Source organism: Paenibacillus macerans, from assembly GCF_050565405.1.
In the GTDB taxonomy this organism is placed as follows: domain Bacteria; phylum Bacillota; class Bacilli; order Paenibacillales; family Paenibacillaceae; genus Fontibacillus; species Fontibacillus macerans_B.
In genome coordinates this window covers 1-22,329 of the sequence record NZ_JBNYYG010000046.1, presented here as the reverse complement: position 1 = coordinate 22,329, position 22,329 = coordinate 1, and the positions used below count along the sequence as shown (strand labels likewise).

Genomic DNA, 22,329 nt, shown 5'->3' with positions numbered 1-22,329 from the left:
ACCCATATCAAATAATTAAGCGCTTAACTAATTTGTACTACATGATATTCGAAAAGTCAAAGGAATTCGGTTGCGGAACCTAACAAATCATCCACAATTCTAAATTGTCTTACCCTCTCCTAAAAATAAAACTCCGTGAAAAGCATGAAACGCGCCTTTCGCGGAGTTAATCCTCTTACGGTTATTCTTTGACGAAGAGATCGACAATCTCGTCATTTTTGTCCACGGCCGCCAACGCCTTGCCGATCGATTTCCGGTCGGCAAGCGGCGCATCCTCGGTAGTGAAGCTGTGCACCCGCCCTTCCTTAGTCACCGCTTCCAGCGTGATCGGCTCTTTGCAGTGGATCCCGCCAGCCAGGCGGCTGCCGTTCGGCTTGACGCGTTTGCCTTCCTTGAATTCGAACGTCTGCACGCCTTTGCCGCCCCGGCTTTGGACCGGATAGTCCAGCAGCAGGCTGCGCTTGCCGTACCCCAGATCGGACACGACGAGGACTTCGCCTTCCTCGCCTTCCACCCAAAGGGCAGATACGACCTCATCGCCGTCCTTCAGGTTGATCCCCCGGACCCCGGCGGACACGCGGCCCATCGGGTTCACTTCCGTTTCGGCAAACCGGATCGCCATTCCTTGCTTCGTCAGCAGCAGAATCTCCTGCCGGTTGCGGCTGACGGTAACGCTCAACACTTCATCGTTATCCCCGACTTTACAAGCGGCCACCGCGCCGCCGCGCTTCGTTTCGTATTCTTTCAGTTCGGTCCGCTTCACCTGGCCATGCTTCGTGACGAATACCAAACTCAGCTCCGGGTCTTCCTCGAAGCTCTTCAGCGGCACGACGCTGACGATGCGGTCCTCCTTCGCCAGCGGGATGACGTTAACCATCGCCGTCCCGTTGTCCTTCCATTTGAATTCGGGAATTTGGTGAACCGGCAGCAGAAAATATTGTCCCCGCTGCGTAAATATCAGCAGGTTCCGCAGCGTGTCGAGCTCAAACAAATGCTTGATGTAGTCGCCTTCTTTGACTCCGGAGCCGTCCCGCTCCCCGCCGGAGCGGGTAAAGGACAGCATGCTGGTGCGTTTGATATACCCTTCGTGCGAAATCGTCACCAGGACGTCCTCCTGCGCGACCAGCACCTCCAGGTTCACCTTCAGCTCCTCCACTTCGTCCTGGATGACTGAACGCCGGTCGATCCCGTACTTCTCGCGGATTTCCAGCAGCTCTTTTTTGATGAGGGCGATCAGCTTCTTGTCGCTCTCCAGAATGCCTCGCAGCACGGTGATTTTCTTCTGGATTTCCTCCAGCTCTTTTTGCAGCGTCGTAATTTCGAGATTGGTCAAGCGATATAGCTGCAAGGTCAAAATCGCGTCCGCCTGGCGTTCGGTGAAGCCAAACATCCATTGCAGGTTGTTCTGGGCGTCCTGGCGGTTTTTGGAGGCTTTGATCGCGGCGATGACTTCGTCCAAAATGTTCAGCGCTTTGACGAGCCCCTCCAAGACGTGCGCGCGATCCTCCAGCTTCTCCAGCTCATATTGCGTCCGGAATGTGACGACCTCGCGCTGATGGGCGATGTACGCGTCGAGCATCGCTTTTAAGCCCAGCTGGCGCGGAGCCTTGTTGACGATAGCCACCATGTTGAAATTGTAGGTGACCTGAAGATCGGTCTTCTTCAGCAGATAGGCCAGAATCCCCTGCGCGTCTGCGTCCTTCTTCAGTTCGACGACGATGCGCAGCCCGTTCCGGCCACTCTCGTCGCGGACCTCGGCGATCCCGTCCACTTTTTTCTCCAGCCGGATGTTTTCCATCGCCGTCACGAGCCGGGATTTGACCACCTGGTAAGGTATTTCCGTAATGACGATCTGCTGCTTGCCGCCGCGGAGCGTTTCGATCTCTGTTTTGGAACGCAGATAGATCCGGCCTTTCCCGGATTGATACGCTTCCTGGATCCCCTCTTCGCCCATGATGATGCCGCCCGTCGGAAAATCCGGACCTTTGACGAACAAGCGGATCTCCTCCAGCGTCATCTCCGGCTTCTCCATCATGGCGATGCAGGCATCGATCACCTCGCGCAGGTTATGCGGGGGAATTTCCGTCGCAAAACCCGCCGAAATCCCGCTGACCCCGTTGACCAGCAGGTTGGGAAACCGTGCCGGCAAGACGACCGGTTCCTTCGCCGTATTGTCGAAGTTATCCTTGAACGGCACCGTACGTTTCTCGATATCCCGCAGCAGCTCCATGGCGATCGGAGACAAACGGGCTTCCGTGTAACGCATGGCCGCAGCGGGATCATCGTCCTGCGAACCCCAGTTGCCGTGGCCGTCGACCAGTACATGGCCCATCTTCCACGGCTGTGCCATCCGCACCATGCCTTCGTAGATCGAAGAGTCCCCGTGCGGATGATAGTTCCCCATCACGTCCCCGACCGTTTTGGCCGATTTGCGGTAAGGCTTGTCCGGTGTGTTGCCGGAATCGTACATGGCGTACAATATCCGCCGCTGCACGGGCTTCAGGCCGTCGCGAACGTCGGGTATCGCCCGGTCCTGAATAATGTATTTGGAATACCGGCCAAAGCGGTCGCCCACAACCTCTTCCAGAAACGCCGGCAAAAAGTTTTCCAGCATGCTCACATCAATTCACCTTCTATTCCTCAAACTCCGTGAAATCCACGTTTTCCACGATCCAGCGCTTCCGCGGATCGACCTTGTCCCCCATCAGCGTAGATACGCGGCGCTCCGCTTTGGCGGCGTCTTCGATCTGCACCTGCAGCATGGTCCGCGTTTCCGGATTCATCGTCGTTTCCCACAGCTGCTCGGGATTCATTTCCCCCAATCCTTTATAACGCTGCAGCTCGAAATTTTTGCCGAATTCCTTCAGGTAGTTTTGCAGCTGCTCGTCGCTCCAGGCATATCGGATCGTTTCCAGCTTGCCGGAGCGGCGCGTAATTTTGTACAAAGGCGGCTGGGCGATATACACCCGGCCCGCGTCGATCAATGGCTTCATATAACGGTAAAAGAACGTCAGCAGCAGCACCTGGATATGCGCGCCGTCCGTATCGGCGTCGGTCATGATGATGATTTTGGAAAAATTGCTGTCTTCCACGGCAAATTCCGGACCGATGCCTGCGCCGATCGCCGAGATGATCGCCCGATATTCGTCGTTTTTCAAAATGTCGGCGAGCTTCGCCTTCTCCGGATTCATCGGCTTGCCCTTCAGCGGAAGGATCGCCTGAATTTTCGAATCGCGCCCCTGCTTGGCCGATCCGCCGGCGGAATCGCCTTCGACGATAAACAGTTCGGTACGCGTAAAATCCTTGGATTGCGCCGGCGTCAGCTTGCCGCCAAGGTTCGAGCTTTCGCTCCGCTTCTTGCCCGTACGCATTTCATCGCGGGCTTTACGGGCCGCTTCGCGCGCCTTGGAGGCTTGTACCGCCTTCTTAAGCAGCGTTTGCGCGACTTGCGGGTTCTCTTCAAGGAAGATCGCCATCTTCTCGCTGACCACCGCATCCACGGTGCTGCGCGCCGACGCGCTGCCAAGCTGGTCTTTCGTCTGCCCGACGAACTCGACCTCGGACATCTTCACGCTGATCACGGCCATCATGCCTTCGCGCAAATCGTTGCCCTCGAGATTTTTATCCTTCTCTTTGATCAGGTTATTTTTGCGGGCGTATTCGTTCATGACCCGGGTATATGCCGTTTTGAATCCGGTTTCATGCGTTCCCCCGCCCCGAGTCGGGATCGAGTTGACGAACGATGCGAGCGTTTCGGTATACCCCGCGTTATACTGGAGCGCTACCTCTACTTCGATATCGTCCCGTTCGGCATAGAAATGCACGACGTCATGCAGCACGTCTTTGCCGTCGTTCAGGAACTGCACGAACTGGCTGGCCCCGCCCTCGTAAAAAAACTCGTCGGAACGGTCGGACCGCTCATCCTTCAAGGTCACCTTCAGGCCCGAATTCAGAAAAGCGATCTCCTGCAAACGTTCCGCGAGCGTATCGTAGTTCAGTCCGATGCCGGCCGTAAACACGCGAATATCCGGCTTAAACGTCACCTTGGTGCCTGTTTTGTTCGTGTTGCCGATGATCTCCAGTCCGGTAACCGGTTCGCCGACATGTTCGACGCCTTGATCGTCGACCCAATATTCAAAACGCATCCGGTGAATTTTTCCGTCCCGGTAAATGTGCACCTCCAGCCATTCGGACAACGCGTTCGTGACCGAGGCGCCAACGCCGTGCAAGCCGCCGGATTTCTTGTAGCCCGCACCGCCGAATTTACCTCCGGCGTGCAGAATCGTATAAACGACCTGCGGCGTCGGAACGCCGGTTTTGTGCATGCCGGTCGGAATCCCCCGGCCGTTGTCGATGACGGTCACCGAACCGTCCTTGTTTAGCGTAATGTCGATTTTGGAGCAAAACTTTGCCAGATGCTCGTCGACGGCGTTATCTACGATCTCCCATACCAAATGATGAAGTCCCGACGAGCTCGTACTGCCGATGTACATACCTGGCCGTTTGCGTACCGCGACAAGCCCTTCGAGCACTTGAATGTCGTCCGCGTCGTATCCCGAAGACGAATTTCCCGAACTCGTGCCGGGGACGTCCTCGAACAAATCGATTTGTTCGGCCATTCATGCTCCCCCTTTAATTTCTTTATGTAGTCGAACAGATGTTTTGTTGCCTTCGTCCATTTTAATTCAATATATCCTGTTTCGTAAAGACAAGGAATGAAACAACGAGGGAACAAGCCCCCCACACGGCGAGTACAAGGAGTGAAAATCCAAGCGTCATCCCCTCGATGGGCGCCGGCGTACCCGCCAAATAATTCGTCAAGCCGAGATTGACCATAAACAAATATTTGGCGCTCGTCCATGAGGCGGCCATATTGGTCAGGATATTGCCGGCGATCAGCGCGGCCATCATGATGACGATGCTCGCGGACGTACTCCGTACCAAGACGGACACCATAAACGCCAGGCAAGCCACGACGGCGCTGACGAACCAGATTAACCCGGCCTGCATGAAAATGTACTGCCACTGCGGAACCGCGTGTACCCCCGACACGTCCACTTCGGACCCGTGGAGCTGAAAGCCCGTAAATACCGGCAGATTCAGTCCGCTGTATCCGAAAAACAACCCCGAGATCAGGTAACAGATCAAACAGGTCGACACGATGATCAGCGAGACGAACATCAGCAAGGTGATCAGCTTGCTGAGCAGGATCTTCCATCGTCGCACCGGCCGGGTCAACAGCATCTTCACCGTCCCGCTCGTCCGCTCCGAGGAGACGATATCCGAACCCACGCCCATGATCAGCAGCGGAATGAACAGCGTAGCCGCGTTGTCCAGAAATTCCCGGGTAAAGGAAACGCCGCCCGGTTCCTTCGGGTTTACGTCATGCTCCAAATAATATTTCATTTGCTGAATATAAATTTGGCGGTATTTCTTCCACTCCTCCGGCACCCGATCGCTGCCCAGCGAGTTTTGGTTATCCGTGATCGCTTGCTGCACTTCACGGCGCCAGTCGGTGCCGAACTTCTCCCGTTTATCCTCGGCTTGCCGCAGCTGTGCGTAGGCGAACATCGGAACTAGAACGAGCAGGACGAGCAGGATGACATAAAACCGCTTCTTCTTGATCATCTTGATCGTTTCATTTTTTACTAAAGGAAGAATGTTATTCAATGCTCTCACCTTCCGTCATCTCCAAAAACAGCTGTTCCAGCGTCGGATTTACCTTCTGCACGGCGCCAACCCGAACCCCCTCCTTGACCAGTTGCGGAATCAACCCGTCGATCAGATCAGGCGGCATCTGCGTGACGACGGCATGGCCTCCGATGCCCGCCATGATCGTATCGTCCAGCACGTTCTCCGCTTCCTTCACGATGCTAACCCCGAAGGCTGAACGGAGCAGCCTTTCCCCCCGCTCCCGAGGCTCCAGCTCCCAGACGACATAATTGGAGCTGTCCTTGATCAGCTCGTCGACCTTGCCCACCGCCAGCACGCGCCCGCGCCCGATAATCGCCACCCGGTCGCATAGCAGCTGGATTTCGCTCAGCAAATGGCTCGAGACGAAAACGGCCATGCCCTCTTCGGCCAGACGGCGGATAAAGCCGCGCATTTCTTTGATGCCCTTCGGATCCAGCCCGTTCGTCGGTTCATCCAGGATCAACAGCTTCGGACGCCCCAAGAGAGCTTGCGCGATTCCCAGCCGCTGGCGCATCCCAAGCGAATAGGTTTTCACCTTGTCGCCGATCCGGCCCTCCAAACCGACCGTTCTGACAACCTCAGCGATCCGTCCTGCGTCTACTCCCGGAATCATGCGGGCAAAATGCTCTAGGTTCTCCCAACCGGTCAAGTAGGTATAGACCTCCGGATTCTCGACGATGGAACCGACGTAACGCAGCGCCTTCTCCGGCTCCCGTCGTACGTCGTATCCGCAAATCGCCACCTTGCCGGCCGTCGGGCGGATCAGATCGACCAACATGCGGATCGTCGTGGTTTTCCCGGCTCCGTTAGGCCCAAGAAAGCCGAAAATTTCCCCGGCGTTCACCTCGAAGCTCACTTCATGCACGATCCATTTCCGTCCGATTCTCTTCTTGAGGCCCTGTACCGACAGGACCGTTTCCCGCCCAACCGCCGCAGCCGACTCCTGAATTGCCATGGTCCGTTCCACCCCTTATGGTTTCTTCGATAAAGCGCAATTATTGGCGCGCTATGCCCTGCACGATGCGTTCGGCGATGGCCTGGTAGCCTTCCCCGTTAGGGTGGAAATGATCCCCTGACAAATAACGGGCGTAGTTCTGCGTAAAGAGATCGAACGTCGGAACGACCAGCGTACCCTCGTATTCTCCCATGGCCTTCATCGCCATCGCGTTCCACCGCGCAACCGCATCGTTGCCGATTTCCCGCATGCCTTCCAGGTCGCTGAACGGATTGTACAAGCTGACGTAAACCAGCAGCGCTTGCGGGTTGATTTTCTTAAGTTGAGTGACGATCTGTTGGAAATCAGCCGCGCTTGCGGTGATCGCCGCTTCGATTTCCGCTTGGGAAGGCACGTGCTCCCCTGCAGTCAATTCTTCCGTTCCGTCGAACAAATCGTTGCCCCCGATGGACAATACGATAATGCCGGCTTGCTGAAGCGCATATTTTACGCCCGGGTCGCCCAGAAGCGGCAGCAGCCTCTCTGTCGTCAGTCCGTTGATGCCAAGGTTATTGACCAGCTTGGAAGCCGAGCCTTGCTTGCCGAGCAGATCCACGGTCCTTCTTGCAAAGCCGCTGCCGCTATCGTCCCCGGTACCTTTGGCCAGGGAATCGCCGATGGCGGTGACGTCCCAGGCTCCCGCCTTGACGGGTTGGCCCGCCGGAGATGAAGGAACCATTAGTTTTCCGGCCGTAACCGATGGATTAGTTATATCAACGACGGCATAACCGAAGCCGATCAGCAGCAGCAATGTGGCCAACGAGGACAAAATCCCCGCCAACCTCCATATCCGGGACGTCGAATTCATCGCTATCCTTCCCCCTGTTCCGTCATAGTCCCCTTATATAAAGTCTCCAACTTATGTAAATAACATAAAACTTCTCGTTCTGAGATGCAAATTTTCTTCACAAAAGGACTAGCTTTTTGAAAGTATCAGAGTTATAATATTTTCTGTTCCAAAAAAATAATATCATGGGTTATTAGCTTAGCTGGTAGAGCAGCCGACTCTTAATCGGCAGGTCGCAGGTTCGACCCCTGCATAACCCATCAACTACATCCTCCACTGCTATGGCAGCTGGGGGGTGTTTTATTTGCGGCAGAAAAAGCGCGAGCGTTGAGGCCGAAACGACCTCGCTTCTCGCGCTTTCGCCTTATTCCTTATCGACGCAATGCCGTGCCTAGCTGGCGCGGATCACCTTCACATCCGCCGGTATGACCTTGACGCCTTCATACAGCATAAACCGTCCGTTCTGCCACTCGATGCGCAGCAACTTCCCGTCATCCGACTGGTACTGCCACACATGCTGCTCCCCGCCCTGCATAAAAGGAGTCCTTCCTACTACGGCCACGTAACCGCCATACTCTTCCTCCAGGAAATAATGGGTGCCGTCGAGCTCCATTTGGGCGGGCACTTCGCTGGGATCGTCAAGCCGCCCGTCGATCGGCGTGTATTGCTGGTACTGCAGCGTCTCCCGTTCCTCGATCAGCAGGTAGCTGATCCGGCTGCCGTCCTGCAAGGTCAACACGACCGCGTTGCGGCCGCGGTTGTTTACCCGTCCGGTCACCTCGTAGGAGACGAGCGACACCTCGCAGATGTCTCCCGGCGCAAGCGCAAGCATGCTTTTTTCCGCCAACGGCGGTTCCGGTTTGGCAAACAGGTTGCCGATTCTTTTCCATACGCTCATGTTAGGTCAAGCCTCGCTTTTGAGATCGAAATCGCTCATTTTTTATCTTCGTATTGCTTCATCAATTCGGCCAACTCCGCTTCTACCGCGGCATCCTTGTTCAGGTTTTCGAATTCGTCGTCCAAGGACTTGCCCTTCGAGGTCATTTCGTTGCTGGCTTCGGCTTGCGCTTCCATTTGCAGCATTTTTTCTTCCATCCGTTTCAGGCCGCTCGCTGCCGTATCGGATCCGAAGCCGGTCATCGCCTTGTTGATTTCGTTTTGCGCTTTGGCAGCATTGTAGCGGGCTACGAGCGTTTCGCGCTTGTTTTTCATTTCCGTCAGCTGCTTGCGCATCTCCTCGAGCTTGGCGCGCAGATTGTCCGCAGACGTTTTGTTCTGATCGTAGCTGGCTTTGTACTCCGCCATTTTGGCTTCGGCCGCTTTCTTCTCTTCCAGGGCGCGGCGGGCCAATTCGACGTTTTGGGCTTGGGCAGCCGTATGAGCTTGTTGGGTGCGTTTCTCGACGAGCGCCTCTTGCTCTTCGTAAAGGCCTTTAAAACGTTTCTCGATAGCAATTTGGGCGGCTACCGCTTTTTCGGCGTCTTCCAGGTCTTCCTGCATGTCCCGGATATACTGGTCCGTCAATTTAATTGGATCCTCCGCTTTGTCGATCAAAGCGTTAATATTGGACATCGTCAAATCGCGCAATCTTTTAAAAATAGACATTGTTTTTTTCCTCCCGATTGAAAATTCAGATTATGCTTATGTTTACGCTATAGAGTGCAGGAGGTTTCAAAAATTGTATGGCTTAAGTTGAACAGTGGTGTAGAGCAATAGCGGGCCGCCGTGTGAAATGTTCTTTCGATCGCTGTTGTTCGTGGATTTCTTTGATAGAACTTAATTCAGAAGCAGTAGAAATCCTCTCACAAAGGCGAACACTGTCGTTTCTTCAGAATCATTTCACCCTCTGGCCTTTTTTTGCTCTGTTCAACTTCTCTAACACTTATGCTTCCGGCTTCAGCAGCTAGAATAACAAAGCAGCCTGGCAAATCATGTTCCACAGATTTGCCGGGCTGCTTCTATTCTCTGCTCGCGGCTAAGGAGCGAGCGTCCAGCTTCCAGCCTTTCCTTGCTGCAGGAAAGCGAGTAACGAACCGGAGGGAGTTTACGTCCGCCTTTGGGAGCAGCTTGTCATCCTTCCGTCTAATCATTCAGACAAGCAGCGGACAACAGCGGCCCGAGGTCGTTATTCGCTTCCGTTGATTCGGCTAAAAGACACAAGCAGCCCGGCGAATCGCGTTTCGCAGATTTGCCGGGCTCCTCACTTCCCGATAAACTCCTGCACCCAATAGCCGTTGTAATAGCCTACGCCAATCAGTTTGTATTTCGGATTGAGGATATTCGCTTTATGTCCGGGGCTGTCCATCCATTCCTTGACCACTTGCTCCGCGGAACGCTGGCCTTTGCCGATATTTTCCCCGGCATAGAGGTACGTGATATTGGACGAATCCATCATATCGAAAGGAGAACCGAATTTCGGCGAAGTATGGCTAAAATAACGGTTAGTGAACATGTCGACCGCTTTCGTCTTGGCCATTTTCGACAAATTGGTATGCACCATCAGCGGCTTCAACCCGGCTGCGTTCCGCTCCTTGTTGACGAGCGCAACCACATTGGCCGCGTTTTGCGTCTGAATTCTCGCATAGACCACCGCCAGCGCCTTGCTCTTGTCGGCCGCTGCCGCCTGAGCCTTTCCCGCGCCGATGGCGTCACCCTGGGCCGCCGTCAAAGACGCGAAAAGCACCGTGATGAACAACCCCGCCGATACAATTTTGTTTCTCCATTTCTTCATGATGAATAGCTCCTCCTCAGCTGATTTCAAGACACTCGTTTCTTGTCACATTTTAACATATTTTCCGAGTAGGCGCTTGACTAAAAAATGGAAAGAGGACAGCGTTTTCGCTGCCCTCTCCGGAAACCCGTGCGTTTACTTTTTGCTTGCGTATTTGCGCATGTCGAACGCTACGGCAGCGACGATAATGGCGCCTTTGATAATTTGCTGCCAGTAAGGCCCTACGCCTACGAAGGTCAGGCCATAGTTGATAACCGTAAAGATCAGTACGCCGGCCATAACGCCCGGTACGGTACCGATGCCGCCGGTCGTCGAAACGCCGCCGACGACGCACGCCGCGATGGCGTCAAGCTCGTACATGTTGCCGTAGTTATTCGTTGCGCCGCCGGTTCTGGCTGCTTCAAGCACGCCCGCCAAACCGTAAAGGGCACCTGCGATCGAATAGATCAGGATCAGGTATTTGGATACGTTGATCCCGGATACTTTGGCCGCTTGCTCGTTGCCGCCGATGGCGTACATATTTTTGCCGAGCCGCGTTTTGTTGAACATCACCCAAACGATAAAGCAGACCACGATGGCGATGATGACGATGTAAGGTATGGAGAAATCCCCGGTTCCGAACAAGCTTCCCGAACCCAGCGTCGTAAAGTCGTCACGCAAACCACCGATCGGCTGGGATTGGTTAGGCTCGGTATCAAAATACAGTGAGTTGATCCCGTAAATCGCGACCATCGTACCCAACGTCGCGATGAATGGCGGAACCTTAAACTTGGAGACGATCACGCCGTTGATCAATCCGAAAATCAAACCGACGACGATCGCGATCAGAATCGGAACGACCACCGGAAGCTGCGGCAAATCCGGGAAGAATCGCCGCGGATAATCTTCAACCTGCAGCATCGAAGCGGAAATGACCGCCGTCAGACCGACCATCCGGCCGGCGGACAAGTCGGTACCGCCCGTGATCAGAATAAAAGCGACCCCGAGGGCGATGATCACCCGGGTGGACGATTGGATCAAAATGTCGCGCAGTGTATTCAACCCGATAAAGTTGGGATCATAAACGGCAATGCCGATCACGAGCACTGCCAAAACGATATAAATGGCATTTTCGGTTACGAAGCTTTGTAATTTTTTTGTATTCATGATTTTCTCCTCCTTCTCTAGCCTTTAATGCTGGGCAGCCAAACGCATAACTTCTTCTTCCGTAGCCTTGTCTCCATCCACAATCCCTGTAAGACGGCCTTCGGACATTACCATGACACGGTCGGACATCCCAAGCAGTTCAGGCATCTCGGATGAAATCATGATGATGCTTTTGCCTTGCTGTGCCAAATCCGCAATAATGGAGTAAATTTCGTATTTCGCCCCGACGTCGATCCCCCGCGTCGGTTCGTCCAGCAGCAAAATATCCGGTTCGGTCAGCAGCCAACGGGCCAGGAGAACCTTCTGCTGGTTCCCGCCCGAAAGGTTCATGATCAGCGTCTTCGGCGACGGAGTTTTGGTCCGCAGCTTTTCGACCATTTGGTTGACCTCGGTTTTCTTCTTGCGTTCATTCAGCAAACCAATCGGCGATACATAACGCTCCATGTTTGCGATCGCCGCATTTTCATGCACGGACAATACCGGGAAAATACCGGTTGTACGGCGTTCCTCCGTCAACAGGGCAAGTCCGAACTTTTTCGCGTCTCCGGCACTGCGGATATTGACCTTCTTCCCATTAATCGAAATGCTTCCCGATTGGATATCGCGGATCCCGAACAGCGCCTCGATCAATTCGGTCCGCTGCGCCCCGACTAGACCGCCTACGCCGAGAATTTCCCCTTTGCGCAGCTCGAAGGAAACGTCCTTGAACGATTTCGGATTGCTGGACGTCAATTGCTCTACCTTCATTATGACGCCGTTCGGCACGTTGTGGCGGTCCGGAAACCGCTGCGTCAAATCGCGCCCGACCATTTTGGATATAATCAGGTCGGTGGTCATTTCCGACGCCGGCCAGGTGCCGATTTTTTTGCCGTCGCGCATGATCGTCACATCGTCGGAAATCCGCAGGATTTCCTCCATTTTGTGCGAGATATAAATGATCGACACGCCGCGTTTCTTCAAGTCGTTTATGATGCGGAACAAATGCTCGACCTCGACGCTGGTCAAGGAAGAGGTGGGTTCGTCCATGACGATGATTTGCGAGTTGAACGAAACCGCTTTGGCGATTTCGATCGACTGGATCTTCGAAACGGACAGCTTCCCGACGATCGTTTCCGGTTTCAAATCGATATCTAACTGTTTAAACAGCTCTTCCGTATCCTTGTACATCTTCTTGTGGTCGATGAATTGGAAAGGACCCCATCCGATGCGCGGGAAACGACCGAGCCATATATTTTCCATGACATTGCGGAAAGGCACCGGATGCAGCTCCTGGTGAATCATCGAAACCCCGAGCTTTAGCGCATCGCTGGAATTGTTGATTTCCGCTTTTTGACCATTCAGATAAATTTCGCCGCCGTCCGGCTTATAAATGCCGAACAGACATTTCATCAGCGTTGATTTCCCCGCCCCGTTTTCGCCCATCAGCGCATGCACGGTACCGGGTCTGACTTGCAACGTAACGCCATCCAGCGCTTTGACGCCGGGAAATTCCTTGGAGATGCCTTTCATCTCGAGCATAAATTCAGACATTGTTTTCGCCCCCTGATCATTTCTTTCGCTTTAGAGAGGCACAGCATGGTTTCCTCCGGTAATTCCTTCCAATTATAAAACCGGGAGGTTCGTACCCTTCGGCATCGAACCTCCCATTTGTCCTTTCGAATATGAGAAGTCCTGCTGCTTACCTGCCTGCCGTGGTCTTATTTAAAATCCGCAGCGTTTTCCTTCGTTACTTTTTGGTAAGGAATCCATACGTATTGGTTGTCGGTGATGTCGAAACCAACGTTGTCTTTGCTTACCGCTTCGCCTTTAGCCAGCAAGGAAGCCAGCGTTACTGCCGCTTTGCCTTGGTTTTCGGCGTCGTTCAGAACGGTTCCGAGCATCGTGCCTTGTTCCAAAGCTTGCAGAGCAGGAGCCGTAGCGTCTACGCCAACAACCGGCATGTATTTATCGCCTGTGAAGTAACCGGCGGCTTTCAAAGCTTCGATAGCTCCAAGCGCCATGTCATCATTGTTTGCAAGAACGGCTTCGATTTTATCGCCGTTAGCGGCCAGGAAAGCGGCCATTTTCTCTTGTCCTTTTACGCGGTCCCACATCGCGGTATCTTCCGCTACTTTTTCAACCTTGATGCCGGCATCTTCAATCGCTTGGATCGAATATTGCGTACGCAGCTCGGCGTCTTGGTGTCCAGGTTCGCCTTTCAGCATAACGTATTGCAGTACGCCGTCGCCGTTTCTGTCAGCTTCGGGATGTGCTTTCCAGTAATCCACCACGATTTGTCCGGAGAGTGTGCCGGATTCTTCGGCTTTCGCGCCTACATAATAAACTTTATCCCATTTCTTCATGTCTTCCGGCAGCGGTTCGCGGTTCAAGAACACGACGCCCGTATCTTTCGCTTTCGCTTTGTCGATAATGACGCCGGCCGCTGTGCGGTCAACCGGGTTCACGATCAACGCGTTGGTTTTCTTGGTCAAGAACAAGTCGATTTTATCGTTTTGCGTAGGTTGCGAGTTCTGGCTGTCGACGATATCTACTTTCGCGATGCCCTCCGCGTTTTTCTCAATCGAGTTCCGTACGCCCGTCATGAACGTGTCGTCGAATTTGTAAATCGCTACGCCAACGCTAGGCGTAGAGCCTCCCTCGGCGCCGCTTTCTTTATTTCCGCCATTGGAGCAGCCCACCATCGTTGCTCCCAGCATGGCCGCAGCCAACATGACCGTCGTAATCTTTTTCATTTGTTTGACCTCCTGAACAAAATGTATTTCTATGAGTTATCCTCTTGGATACGTTTTCATTATGTATCCTTTTCGACTAGTTGCGAATCTAAAATCCTAAGATGTTTCTATCAAAATACTGATGATGTACATTTGAGATTTTAATGTTTTCAATTCTTCGACCTTCCGTGCACAGCAAAACAGCAAGTCCTCCGGAGCAGTCCGAAGTGACTTGCTGTGATATGCAACATTTGGCACAAGCTAGGAACGCAGGCCTTGCGGAACGTATTTGCCCTGCTCCGGAACGGCCAGCTCTTCGAAGCGTTCGGCCAGCCGGCGCAGGCCGCTCCGCAGCTCCTCGCCGAACAGAGGTTGGCCATGGCCAGTCACCGCTGCCTCCGGTTCCAGTGCAGCCAATGCTCTGACCGATTCCCCCGCCTTCACCCAATCGGGCGTAAAATACATCGGGGGCCCATGCACCTCTTTGGTTTGGGCCACTACGGCCAAAGCCGACTCCTGCTTGACGGTGATAACAGCATCGCCGGCAAGCAGAAGCCGGTCACGCTCGCGAAATAGCGAGATGTGCCCCGGGCTATGCCCCGGCGTAAAGATCCAGCGCCATTCGGGCAGACCCGGGACCAAGCCACCCTCCGGCAACGGACGGACCCGATCATGCAGATCGATCGCCCGGTGCGGGTAAGCCGGGGCTACCTCCGCCATCAACCCGCCGCCGACGCTAGGATCTCCCTCCGGATAATCTCTTTGTCCGGTAAGGTAAGGCATTTCGGAAGCGTGGGCATATACGGGCACGTCCCACAGCTCCGTAAGCTTGGATACGTTCCCCACATGATCAAAGTGGCCATGCGTCAAGACGACACAGGCCGGCGGCCGGCCGAATATGGAGTCGGCTTCCTTGATTAGCGCCTCAGCAAAGGGGGCAAGCCCGGTATCGACCAGCACCCAGTCTCCCTTGAAGGAATCGCCTACAAAAACTGCATTGACGATCAGCGTGCGAACGCACCATACGTCGTCCGCAACCCGGACCGTATCCACCAGTCCCGTATTGAGCAAACTGCGTTCTTTCATTCCCATCCCCCCTAAAGTTAGATCACACAGCATCCATGCCTTAAAGATACTTGTAATATACCCCGGGGGCGGCAATTTACCGCTCACTTTCCGCAAGATAAATTATTTCACGAACGGGAACAGCAGCTTCTGGTTTTCCGGCCATAACATATTGTTTAAATCGATCAGCTTCGTGTCCGTTGGAATCCGATCCTCCAACTTCTCGCCGCGCGCGGCCTGCACCGCGGCCACCACCGCCATGTACCCGTTATTGAACGGGTTTTGCACGACCATCGCCTGCACCTTGTCTTCCTGCAGCAGCTCCAGCATTTCCGGGGGATTGTCGAAGGCGATCATCTTGACCTTGCCGCCGTAGCCCAGCTCATCCACGGCCCGGCCGGCGCCGATCGAAGATTCCGCGCTTAAGGAGACGATCCCGTCAAGGCCCGGAAACCGCTTTAGCATATCGACCGTCAAGCTGTAGGCCAACTGTTCATCCGAGCCGCAATATTGGATATCGACGACATGAACATCGGGAAAACGGGCGATATAGTCCAGGAATCCCTCCTCCCGCTGATCGGCATTGCGGGCGCCCTGCACGAAATTGACGATCCCGATTTCGCTTTCCGGGCCGGTCAGCTCAACCAACCGCTCCGCCGCCTTTTGGCCGGCTTCGTAGTTGTTGGTTCCGACGAAAGTCTTCACTTTGGTCGAAGCCACCTCCGAATCCATGGAAATGACGGGAATTTCGTAATACGAGGTCCGGTCGGTTACTTGTCCCAGCCCCTCATAATCGCTGGCCGCCAGGACGATCGCATCCGGTCTGCGTTCAATCGACTCTTCCATAAGCTGGATTTGGCCCGCCACGTCGTTTTCATTGTCGGGTGCCAAAAAATTCAGCTTGACGTTATATTCTTTGGCCGCCACCTCCGCGCCCAATTTAGTCGTCTCCCAATAGTCGCCCCGGTCCATCTTCACGATCATATCCACCACCTTGACTTGGTGATCGTTGGTTTGCATGTCGCCCGATTGGCCGCAGGCGGACAACAGTACTCCCAGCAGCAGGGGCAGCAGCGGGAACTTGACGTTTATCCGCGGTCTTCTCACGGTCCCATCCCGCCTTTCTGTGCACTCTCCGGCAGCACGGCCGGCATCGTAATCGTCACCGTCGTTCCTTCCTCCGGTTCGCTGTCAAAATGCAGCCCGTAACCCTGGCCGTAGTACAGGGAGATCCGTTCCTGCACATTGCGGACGCCAACGCCGGAGCCGCTTTCGCTGCGCACCGTGCCGAGCAGCAGCTTCTCCACCGTTTCCGGTGGCATGCCGATGCCGTTGTCCCGAATCCGGAATACTAAACGCTCCCCCTCAAGACGGGCTTCGACGCGAATATAACCTTCCTCCGCGGATTTTTCGATCCCGTGATGAATCGCGTTTTCCACCAGCGGCTGCAGGATCAGCTTTAATGTCAGGCAGCCAAGCACCTCTTCATCGGCCTGGATGTCGTAGCGGAACTTATTTTTGAACCGGATCGTCTGAATGATCAGATAATGCCGAACATGCTCCAGTTCCTCCTGAACGGAGATGATGTGGTTGCCCTTGCTCAGGCTGATCCGGAAAAAGCGCGACAGCGACGTGATCGTCGTCACGACTTCTTCGTTCCGCCCCAGCTCCGCAAGGCGCGTCACCGAATTGAGCGTATTATAGAGGAAATGCGGATTGATTTGCGACTGCAGTACGTTCAGCTCGCTTTTGCGCTTGGCCTCCTGCTCCTGGATAATCTGATCCATCAGCTCGCGGATCCGCCGCAGCATCAGGTTGAACCGCTTGGACAGCTGCTCCACTTCATACGCGCCGCTGACGAATACGTTCGTCCCGAAGTCGCCGCGTTCCACCATCTTGACGGAGCGCTCGAGCTTGCGGATTGGCTGGGAAATGCGGGCGGACACATAGATGCTGATAGCCAGGATAATGACGATCACGACGGGCAAAAACCACGAAAGGAAATCGCCAAGCTCCTGTTTCGTCGTCAAGAACTCGTCCGCATAAGCGACCCCGACGATTTTCCAACCGGCTGGCTTAACCGTCTGAATCGTGATGATGCGCTGCTCCCCGTCCGACTCGTCAAAATAACGCCCGTACGCATAATTCAGCACCGGCTCCAGATTTTCGTATTTCAGTCCGGCATAAATCAATTGCTGCTGGGGATGGTAAACGATGTTTCCCACCGCGTCGATGATGTACACATAGCCTTTTTTGCCCAGGCTCACGCGTTGGCTGAGCTCGTCGATCGTGCGGAAGTTGATGTCGATGACCAGCACGCCCTGTTTTCGCTTCCCTTGATCGCTGTAGTGCACCGTCTTGCTCATCGAAACGACCCAGCGGTATTGCCATTTGAACAGGTTCTGGATATGCGGCGGCGTAAATTGCAGCGTGTCCGGGTTCTCCATGGCCGACTCGAACCAGAGCTGCTCCTGAAGCCGCGTATTTTGCCGCATCGGAATCGACGGCACGCCCCGCACCAGCTTCCCTTCTTCGGTGAACAACGCCATCGAGACCAGGTCTTCGCGGGTACTCAACACCGTGTCCAGTTGCTCACCCAACGGCCGGTTGGCGGCAAGGTCGGGAACCGCATCGATTTTTTGCTCTACGAGATCGAATACGTCCTGCATTCCGCTGACATAAAGCTCCAGATTGGAGTTGACCTGTTCGACGATTTGCTCCAGGCTCAAATAAGCGTTCTCCTCGGCCGCCCGGGAGAAGCGATTATACAGCATCGTGCTGACCAGCACGACCGCAAGCACGGTAACCGCAATGAAAGAGACCGAAATAAGTACCTGAATATTGCGAATATGGAATCCCTTCAGGAACTGTTTGACCGACTGCCAAAATGTCATGAGCTTCTCGCTCCGCCGCGGTACTCTTTGGGCGAAATGCCGAATTTCTTGCGGAAGCAGAAGCTGAAATAGTTCGGATCGGCAAAGCCCACCCGCTCGGCGATTTCAAATGCCTTCAGGTCCGTGGTCGTCAGCAAATCCTGGGCCGCTTCCATCCGCACGCCCATCAAATAGTTCACAAAGGTCGTTTTCGTTTCTTTTTTGAAAATATTGCTGAAATATCCGGCACTGATATGCAGTTGCTGGCATACCTTCGTGATGGATATATCATTGTCTCGGTAATGGGCGGCGATGTACTCCTTGGCCTCATCCACCAGCTTATTGTAGCTGGATTGGCGGTCGGAAGCGATGAAGTATTTCAGCTTCATGCAAATGTCCATGAACCAGGCCTTCGCCTCGTCGGCATGGGCAAACTTGGCGAACTGCCCGAGAAACCCGCTGCCTTCGCCGAACAGCTTGTCCAGATCAACGTGAATGTCCTTCGCCACTTTGATGACGGAGGTCAAAATTTCCAGCAAATACACCTGAAAATCCTGATAGGACACCTTGCTCTCGGCCAAAGCGGCAAACAGCTCCTCCATCAGATTCTCCAGCTCCTGATCGCTGCCGACCTTCAAGCAGCGGATCAATTCCTTCTCCTTCAGTTCGTCGATCGTAAGCGGCACGAATTGGCGGGTCTCCACGTCTTCGATCCAAATCACCTTATTGCCGCCGAGGATGACCCGGTAATCCAGGGCCTTGATCGCTTCATCGTACGATCCGACGACTTCGCTCAATTGAGAGACGACCGGACCCGCGCCGATCGTAACCGTCAGCTTCAGGAAACGCTCCACGCTGAATCGGATCTCTTCCAATAAATGCAGCGTTCGTTCCGAACCCTCTTCTCCTCCGCCGGATGGCCCGATGCTAAGCAGCACCACCTCGTCATGATGGATGAACGCCCGGTCTCCCGGATGGCGCTGCACGATTTCATCGGCAATGTTGAGCACGGCAAACAGCTGGAGCTGCTTATCGTTGGTATCTTTTAAGGAAAGGGACCCAATCCCCGGCTCGCCATTTCCTCCAGCGTCGCGGTCCCGGCGAATCCCCGCGGAATCGATGCGAATGACGGAGACCATGTAGCTGTCGCCGCGCAAATCCAGATCGTAATGCTGGCATTTCTCGCAGATTTCGCCCTCCCGCAGCCGCCTTGAAACGAGCGAAGACAAAAACAGGCTTTGCAGGATCGGCAAATTTTTGCGGTAGTGCTCGGTAAGAAGCTGCACGTTTTCCTTCTCGGCCATTTCGGCGTCGATTTGCGCTTTCACTTTACGCAAAATATCCGCCAGCTCTCCGGCGGAAAACGGTTTCAATACATACTCGTCAATCCCTAGGCGAATCGCTTTTTGCGCATACTCGAATTCCTCGTATCCCGTTAGGATAATGATTTTGGTGGCCGGGTATTTCTCGCGAATCCACTCGGCGAGCTGCAAGCCGTTCATGAACGGCATCTGGATATCCGTCACGACAACGTCCGGCACATGCTTCTCCACCAGCTCGGAAGCTTCCTTGCCGTTCTCCGCCGTCTCCATAACCTCATAGCCGAGACTATCCCAGTCGATCAGGCGCAACAGCCCTTCCCTAACGTCTTCTTCGTCATCGGCCAAAATTAACTTATACATCGTTGGACCATCCTCTTCTTTACCCTGGATTCCCCCCCGATTTTAACGTATTGCTTGCGAAAAGTAAATCACGTCGCCTGGGCAGTCGGTAGAGTTGCATCCAAGACCTTAGTCCAGTTAAATTTCCGCCTGCGGTCCGTTTTTGTATTCCCCGAAACCAAGTACCATGGTAATATCAAAAGAAACTATCATCAACAAATAATGGTGGTCGAAAAAATGAAAAAAGAGATGAACATCTATATCCTGTTAAGCAATCCAAAAACGTTAGTAGCCAAAATGATCGGATTATACACCAGAGCCCCTTTTAACCATGCTTCCATCGCCTTTGATCCCGAGCTGCGCGAGGTTTATAGCTTTGGACGCAAGCACCCGTTCATCCCGATTTTCGGCGGTTTTGTGAAGGAAGACATCCATTGCGGGGTTTTCGAAAAAGCAACCTGCGCGGTTTACTGCTGCAAGGTCAGCAAAGAAACCTACATGCAGATGCGAAACTACGTGAGAAAATTCGAGGAAAACGGCGAACTCTACAATTATAACTTTTTAGGCCTTTTAGGCATTATCCTGAATACGGAGCTTGGCGGGGAAAACTCCTATTTCTGCTCGCAATTCGTCAGCGCCGTCTTTCAAGAAGCCGGCGTCAAGCTGCTGGATAAATCCGCAGGATTAACGAAGCCTTCCGACTTCTCCGCCTGCTCCATGCTCCAGCTCGTATTCCGCGGGCGGTTGGAAACGTACCGCGAGCTTTACTGCTACTCGCGCCGGACGGCGACCTCTTACGAGCAAAGCCGCCTTTATGCTGCGAACTAAAGGCAGCGGGCAGGGCCATACGAAGCCAATGATATCTCTGGAATCACTTCCTTGCGCAAAGAGAGTTCACCGTTTCGCAGATTCGCTGTAAGATTTTATATAACGCCAAGAAGCATATAAAAGGGATTTCGTAGCCTTGTTATCCACGGCTATTGAAATCCCTTTGCAAATCTATTTACAATAAGCTAAAAATACGATGCGTTCATCCGCCTCCATGCGTGAAGCCCAGAAGGTGAAGTAAATTCTGGACACTACCGAAAAACGCGCTGGTTATTAATAAGCTAGACGCCAATCATAGTAACGGCTTTACCTTTTTCATCCATCAAATTTTGAAAAGCTGATTTCATCTCAGAAGATGCCTTATCCCTATGATGTTCAAATAACCCTGCTTTCGACTTTAGTATACAGCCGCTCTTATTTAGGTTAAAGGAAAAATCCAAACAATGTAATGCATACTTAAATCCTAGCGCAAACTGGTAGCGGCCAAAATAATAACAAGCTATTTCATGCAAAATTTCAGTAAATGCATTGGCAATCAACTGGTTTGTATAAAAACCTATGGTATGTTGTTGCTCAATATAATCGGAAATGTGCGTATCAAACCGTTGAAGGATGTCATCCACATCAAAATCATAACGGTTAGCTGCTTCAATGATATTAAACAATGCGGGTAAAATCTCATCTTGATTCGCGTTAATATACTCTATATATTTTGGAAGGATGCCTGCATCCCCGGATAATATTGTGTATGCGTATGTATTGGCCTGCGCCCATCCTTTAAATAATTGAACCCACTGTTGAGTATCGTCATCTGTTTCTATTACCCAATCCAAATTCGCGTAGTTATACGTATACTGTAGAGCTACTAAATAATCTTTTTTAGCTTCACTTGCGCTAGCGTGGAGTAGATCGGCATAAGCGCAATAAAAAAACAACGGTCTTCCCGGGCTAGGAGAGTCGTTCTTCTTATTATTGGATCGATGTGCCAAATGATACTGTATTTCCCCTTTGCTTCTCAACATGCCGGTCAATTCTTCAACTTTGTCCCAATTATGAAGCGCACGGTGGATGTTCGCTAAATCCTTCAGCGCATCCAGCTGATCAATTTCGTTTAGACGCTCCACGAACGGTTCGAACTGATAAGCTAGAACTACATTTTGAAATTGGTTGCTTCCAAGTCTTATCGTAAATAACCGATATTGGCATAAAGCCAACCGCTCGGAATGCTGCCTTCGTTCGCTTAACGCCACATTTTCGTATAGGATCTCCGCAGCTTCATATTTCCCTTTTCTAAACAACTCTTCCGCCAAATCGAACAACAGAGGAGCATAAAATAAATTATCCAGGAGTAAATCGATGCCTTTACGAAAACAATCCAATTTATTTAACTCGGCACAACTGTTTAGCAACGGATACACTCTACGCCAGTCGGGATTTATCTCCTGAAGATGCTCTTGAAGATAAGCCTCATAATAATGCCCCTTTGGCCCCCCCATCAACTCTGTGATTCGGTCCAATTGCTCGACGGTTAGAATACGGTTGCCTTTCAGGATGGAACTTAGTGTTCCCGGATTAATTTCCGCTTCCTTTGCCAATTGAGTTAGAGTAAGCTCCCTCCTTTTCATGTATTCATTAATTTCTGCGAGAATCGTGGTTGGCTCATTCATTTAAACCACCTCGTTTAGATTCAATCCTTATGAAAAATTATGCCACAAATAAATAATATAACTTTTTTGATCAACGGTTAATTTTCTAGCTTCGTCGCTATACTTAGTGGCTTAAAGTCTGAATCAAAGGAAAGTAGTCAATACTGCTCTGTAATACGTGAATAGGAGCGGA

At 52.9% G+C, this 22,329-nt stretch carries 17 protein-coding genes and 1 tRNA gene; 2 read left to right on the top strand and 16 right to left on the bottom strand.

All coding sequences use genetic code 11. The features are described 5' to 3' along the window. Positions 1-181 precede the first annotated feature (181 nt). From gyrA to ACQ4N8_RS21130, 5 genes are all read right to left on the bottom strand, one after another. Positions 182-2,620 (bottom strand): DNA gyrase subunit A, encoded by a 2,439-nt coding sequence (gyrA, locus tag ACQ4N8_RS21150; RefSeq protein ID WP_430706331.1) that lies wholly within the window; start codon positions 2,618-2,620, stop codon positions 182-184. Positions 2,621-2,633: 13 nt separating this feature from the next. Then, positions 2,634-4,619 (bottom strand): DNA topoisomerase IV subunit B, encoded by a 1,986-nt coding sequence (gene parE / locus ACQ4N8_RS21145; protein ID WP_430706330.1) that lies wholly within the window; start codon positions 4,617-4,619, stop codon positions 2,634-2,636. A gap of 61 nt (positions 4,620-4,680) precedes the next feature. Continuing rightward, positions 4,681-5,670: an ABC transporter permease gene (locus tag ACQ4N8_RS21140; protein ID WP_430706351.1), complete on the bottom strand. Its 990-nt coding sequence runs from the start codon at positions 5,668-5,670 to the stop codon at positions 4,681-4,683. Further along, positions 5,663-6,649, bottom strand: a complete 987-nt coding sequence (locus ACQ4N8_RS21135) for an ABC transporter ATP-binding protein (RefSeq protein ID WP_430706329.1) — start codon at positions 6,647-6,649, stop codon at positions 5,663-5,665. The genes ACQ4N8_RS21140 and ACQ4N8_RS21135 overlap by 8 nt, the downstream gene beginning before the upstream one ends. A gap of 40 nt (positions 6,650-6,689) precedes the next feature. Beyond that, positions 6,690-7,496, bottom strand: a complete 807-nt coding sequence (locus ACQ4N8_RS21130; RefSeq protein WP_430706328.1) for a GDSL-type esterase/lipase family protein — start codon at positions 7,494-7,496, stop codon at positions 6,690-6,692. Positions 7,497-7,662: 166 nt separating this feature from the next. Between ACQ4N8_RS21130 and ACQ4N8_RS21125 the strand changes: the two genes are divergently transcribed. Continuing rightward, positions 7,663-7,735, top strand: a tRNA-Lys gene (locus ACQ4N8_RS21125). Between the two features lie 131 nt (positions 7,736-7,866). Here the strand turns inward: ACQ4N8_RS21125 and ACQ4N8_RS21120 are convergent. The 10 genes from ACQ4N8_RS21120 to ACQ4N8_RS21075 form a co-directional block, all read right to left on the bottom strand. After that, a complete protein-coding gene (locus tag ACQ4N8_RS21120) occupies positions 7,867-8,373 on the bottom strand; it encodes a DUF4178 domain-containing protein (RefSeq protein WP_430706327.1) in 507 nt (168 codons plus the stop codon). Positions 8,374-8,408: 35 nt separating this feature from the next. After that, positions 8,409-9,080, bottom strand: a complete 672-nt coding sequence (locus ACQ4N8_RS21115) for a PspA/IM30 family protein (RefSeq protein WP_430706326.1) — start codon at positions 9,078-9,080, stop codon at positions 8,409-8,411. Positions 9,081-9,675: 595 nt separating this feature from the next. Next, the gene (locus tag ACQ4N8_RS21110) at positions 9,676-10,206 is read right to left on the bottom strand and encodes a CAP domain-containing protein (RefSeq protein WP_430706325.1); all 531 of its coding nucleotides are present in this window, start codon (positions 10,204-10,206) and stop codon (positions 9,676-9,678) included. Between the two features lie 135 nt (positions 10,207-10,341). After that, complete coding sequence (gene mglC, locus ACQ4N8_RS21105) at positions 10,342-11,352, bottom strand: galactose/methyl galactoside ABC transporter permease MglC (RefSeq protein WP_430706324.1); 1,011 nt, start codon at positions 11,350-11,352, stop codon at positions 10,342-10,344. A 24-nt stretch (positions 11,353-11,376) separates the two neighbouring features. Next, positions 11,377-12,882, bottom strand: a complete 1,506-nt coding sequence (locus ACQ4N8_RS21100) for a sugar ABC transporter ATP-binding protein (protein ID WP_430706323.1) — start codon at positions 12,880-12,882, stop codon at positions 11,377-11,379. A 167-nt stretch (positions 12,883-13,049) separates the two neighbouring features. Continuing rightward, positions 13,050-14,084: a galactose ABC transporter substrate-binding protein gene (locus ACQ4N8_RS21095; RefSeq protein ID WP_430706322.1), complete on the bottom strand. Its 1,035-nt coding sequence runs from the start codon at positions 14,082-14,084 to the stop codon at positions 13,050-13,052. Positions 14,085-14,324: 240 nt separating this feature from the next. After that, on the bottom strand, positions 14,325-15,149 hold the full coding sequence (locus ACQ4N8_RS21090) for an MBL fold metallo-hydrolase (protein ID WP_430706321.1): 825 nt from the start codon (positions 15,147-15,149) through the stop codon (positions 14,325-14,327). A 102-nt stretch (positions 15,150-15,251) separates the two neighbouring features. After that, a complete protein-coding gene (locus ACQ4N8_RS21085) occupies positions 15,252-16,235 on the bottom strand; it encodes a substrate-binding domain-containing protein (RefSeq protein ID WP_430706320.1) in 984 nt (327 codons plus the stop codon). Beyond that, positions 16,232-18,022 carry a sensor histidine kinase gene (locus ACQ4N8_RS21080; RefSeq protein WP_430706319.1) on the bottom strand — a complete coding sequence of 597 codons (1,791 nt, stop codon included), beginning with the start codon at positions 18,020-18,022 and terminating at the stop codon, positions 16,232-16,234. Before ACQ4N8_RS21080 ends, ACQ4N8_RS21085 begins: the two co-directional genes overlap by 4 nt. Further along, entirely contained in the window at positions 18,019-19,683 is a 1,665-nt protein-coding gene (locus ACQ4N8_RS21075; protein ID WP_430706318.1) for a response regulator, read from the bottom strand. Before ACQ4N8_RS21075 ends, ACQ4N8_RS21080 begins: the two co-directional genes overlap by 4 nt. Before the next feature lie 216 nt (positions 19,684-19,899). Here ACQ4N8_RS21075 and ACQ4N8_RS21070 point away from each other — a divergent pair, with 216 nt between their 5' ends. Continuing rightward, positions 19,900-20,490 (top strand): hypothetical protein, encoded by a 591-nt coding sequence (locus ACQ4N8_RS21070; RefSeq protein WP_430706317.1) that lies wholly within the window; start codon positions 19,900-19,902, stop codon positions 20,488-20,490. 281 nt (positions 20,491-20,771) lie between these two features. Here ACQ4N8_RS21070 and ACQ4N8_RS21065 read toward each other — a convergent pair whose 3' ends face one another. After that, positions 20,772-22,157 (bottom strand): helix-turn-helix domain-containing protein, encoded by a 1,386-nt coding sequence (locus ACQ4N8_RS21065; RefSeq protein WP_430706316.1) that lies wholly within the window; start codon positions 22,155-22,157, stop codon positions 20,772-20,774. Positions 22,158-22,329: the final 172 nt, after the last annotated feature.

Bases quoted from the DNA above. Each gene is read 5' to 3' on its own strand.
- ACQ4N8_RS21080 (WP_430706319.1), bottom strand. From the start codon at position 18,022: ATGACATTTTGGCAGTCGGTCAAACAGTTCCTGAAGGGATTCCATATT.
- ACQ4N8_RS21070 (WP_430706317.1), top strand. From the start codon at position 19,900: ATGAAAAAAGAGATGAACATCTATATCCTGTTAAGCAATCCAAAAACG.
- mglC (WP_430706324.1), bottom strand. From the start codon at position 11,352: ATGAATACAAAAAAATTACAAAGCTTCGTAACCGAAAATGCCATTTAT.
- ACQ4N8_RS21115 (WP_430706326.1), bottom strand. From the start codon at position 9,080: ATGTCTATTTTTAAAAGATTGCGCGATTTGACGATGTCCAATATTAAC.
- ACQ4N8_RS21110 (WP_430706325.1), bottom strand. From the start codon at position 10,206: ATGAAGAAATGGAGAAACAAAATTGTATCGGCGGGGTTGTTCATCACG.
- parE (WP_430706330.1), bottom strand. From the start codon at position 4,619: ATGGCCGAACAAATCGATTTGTTCGAGGACGTCCCCGGCACGAGTTCG.
- ACQ4N8_RS21095 (WP_430706322.1), bottom strand. From the start codon at position 14,084: ATGAAAAAGATTACGACGGTCATGTTGGCTGCGGCCATGCTGGGAGCA.
- ACQ4N8_RS21130 (WP_430706328.1), bottom strand. From the start codon at position 7,496: ATGAATTCGACGTCCCGGATATGGAGGTTGGCGGGGATTTTGTCCTCG.
- ACQ4N8_RS21120 (WP_430706327.1), bottom strand. From the start codon at position 8,373: ATGAGCGTATGGAAAAGAATCGGCAACCTGTTTGCCAAACCGGAACCG.
- ACQ4N8_RS21090 (WP_430706321.1), bottom strand. From the start codon at position 15,149: ATGAAAGAACGCAGTTTGCTCAATACGGGACTGGTGGATACGGTCCGG.
- ACQ4N8_RS21065 (WP_430706316.1), bottom strand. From the start codon at position 22,157: ATGAATGAGCCAACCACGATTCTCGCAGAAATTAATGAATACATGAAA.
- ACQ4N8_RS21075 (WP_430706318.1), bottom strand. From the start codon at position 19,683: ATGTATAAGTTAATTTTGGCCGATGACGAAGAAGACGTTAGGGAAGGG.
- ACQ4N8_RS21135 (WP_430706329.1), bottom strand. From the start codon at position 6,649: ATGGCAATTCAGGAGTCGGCTGCGGCGGTTGGGCGGGAAACGGTCCTG.
- ACQ4N8_RS21100 (WP_430706323.1), bottom strand. From the start codon at position 12,882: ATGTCTGAATTTATGCTCGAGATGAAAGGCATCTCCAAGGAATTTCCC.